The 1,930-nt window shown below is 40.9% G+C and carries 3 protein-coding genes; 2 read left to right on the top strand and 1 reads right to left on the bottom strand.

Annotated features, from left to right (window positions below; genetic code table 11):
• Positions 1-471 precede the first annotated feature (471 nt).
• Positions 472-687, top strand: coding sequence for a hypothetical protein (locus PX481_RS21910; protein WP_002759900.1), 216 nt, complete (start codon positions 472-474; stop codon positions 685-687).
• A complete protein-coding gene (locus tag PX481_RS21905; RefSeq protein WP_002759899.1) occupies positions 687-947 on the top strand; it encodes a type II toxin-antitoxin system RelE family toxin in 261 nt (86 codons plus the stop codon). Before PX481_RS21910 ends, PX481_RS21905 begins: the two co-directional genes overlap by 1 nt.
• Positions 948-1,508: 561 nt before the next feature.
• Here the strand turns inward: PX481_RS21905 and PX481_RS21900 are convergent.
• Positions 1,509-1,814: a DUF5615 family PIN-like protein gene (locus PX481_RS21900; RefSeq protein ID WP_002759897.1), complete on the bottom strand. Its 306-nt coding sequence runs from the start codon at positions 1,812-1,814 to the stop codon at positions 1,509-1,511.
• Between the last annotated feature and the right edge of the window lie 116 nt (positions 1,815-1,930).

The following is a 1,930-nucleotide window of genomic DNA, read 5'->3' as shown; positions in this document are numbered from 1 at the left end:
TTAATTGATTAGTTCGCTCTAGAGCAAAAACAATTGACAAAAATCGCTAAATGCTTTTCTATATAAGGGTTCCATCCCTTATAACCCCCGTCCATTGCATAACAATTACCGAAGAGCCAGAATCGGTTTTATGCTATTGAGTTACCAAAGCCAATAGAAGAGGCTTTATTATCAGTTGCCAACTAAACCCCTCCCAATCCACCGAAAAAGAAACCACAAAGGTAGGCTAAATTGCCTCTAAAAATACCATAAATGCCCCCTTAATCAGAGTTGAAGGGGTTTGTTTTTTCCTTTCGCTTATTAAACAACTATCACCTCGTTGCTAGGGTCTCCCTGGCAAGGCATTTTCAGAGGTTCTACCTTGGAACGAGACAAAGCATTGATGATCACACAAAGTCGAGAAGAGCCAAATAGCCAATTTAGTGTCAAAATTAGGAGTAGTTTATTTATTCTTCTCTCCTAGTTAAAAATATGCAAGTTAAAGAGCTAACCGTTGAAGAACTCAAGCTCCTCATTCAAGAAACTGTTGCCGAAACCATCCAATCTATCTTACTCGATCCTGACCAAGATAAAGAAGTCAAACCTGAAGTTAAGCAACAACTTCTTGACTCTCTAAGACGGACTGAAATAGGAGAAAATGGGGTTTCAGCCGAGGAAGTAGCCAAAAAATTAGGATTAAACTGGTAATGGCTTACTTTGTAGAATTTAGCCGCGAAGCAATCGCTGATTTAGAAGCACTCGCTCCTATCATTCAAGAGCGAATTTTGCGGAAAGTTCGCTGGTTGTTGGATAATTTTGAAAATGTTAGTCCTCAAGCTTTAAGTGCTAATTTGAGTGGTCTTTTCAAGCTTCGAGTCGGTGACTATAGAGTTATCTATTCTTTTGCACCCGAAGCAAAGCGGCTTACCATCCATAAGGTTGGACATCGCCGAGATATCTACAGTTGATAAAATACTGTGTTTGAGAGTAAGGGGATACTTGTACAACCTTATTGTACAATTCCCAGGGGTGAGACTTGTAGGTTGGGTTGACGCAAGGAAACCCAACAACTTCCTGGAATATTTTCACAATTTTTGTTGGGTTTCGCCTTTTGAGCCGATGGGTAATACCTGAGTAATAATGATAGCTCAACCCAACCTACGGCTCGATTAATTAATCAACTTATTCAGACACCTGTTACCCAACAACTTCCTGGAATATTTTCACAATTTTTGTTGGGTTTCGCCTTTTGAGCCGATGGGTAATACCGGAGCAATAATGATAGCTCAACCCAACAACTTCCTGGAATATTTTCACAATTTTTGTTGGGTTTCGCCTTTTGAGCCGATGGGTAATACCTGAGCAATAATGATAGCTCAACCCAAGCTACGGCTAACTGATTAGGGAGAGAAATATAAAGATTTATTAAATTGTAGCTTAGGATACAGCTTATTTTAGTTTAGTGTGTAATCTATTGTTGTCCAGCTTTGGTGTTGGGTTGGGTTGTTCCTTAGCCAAACCTAGAAAAGCTAATAGTTCCACTGATTCAGGGAGATGAACTGATTGGCCGGAGGGATATTAGCAGTTTCCAGATTGGCGATCGCTTTGACAATTTCCCCTCTACTGAGATCTTTTGAGTAGTCCCTATTCTCGTAAATGGCCAAAATACCTGAATGGCAGGGGTTTTCTTGATGGATGGCTTCAAAATCTCGGCAATTACGAGTTAGCAGCATTCGATTGTTTTGTCGGGCATAGTTCAAGACAACAGAATCTGGCTGTCCAGAAAGTCCCACTTCGTTGACTGTTATGACATCGTGACCAGCAACTGTGTGCATTTTGACGAGAACCTTGCACAGGGAGTCTTCATCGGAAATTTTGGGTCTGAAACCCCGCCGTTCTAGGTTGGCTTTACGTTAGAATTAAAAGGCCAGTCTCGAAAACCAAGTGGACG

It is taken from the genome of Microcystis sp. M53603_WE2 (assembly GCF_030065435.1).
The sequence above is the reverse complement of the archived record's forward strand: the minus strand, read 5'-3'. Positions and strand labels throughout refer to the sequence as shown.

Excerpts from the sequence above, each read along its gene's own strand:
- PX481_RS21905 (WP_002759899.1), top strand. The coding sequence starts at position 687 with ATGGCTTACTTTGTAGAATTTAGCCGCGAAGCAATCGCTGATTTAGAA.
- PX481_RS21900 (WP_002759897.1), bottom strand. The coding sequence starts at position 1,814 with ATGCACACAGTTGCTGGTCACGATGTCATAACAGTCAACGAAGTGGGA.
- PX481_RS21910 (WP_002759900.1), top strand. The coding sequence starts at position 472 with ATGCAAGTTAAAGAGCTAACCGTTGAAGAACTCAAGCTCCTCATTCAA.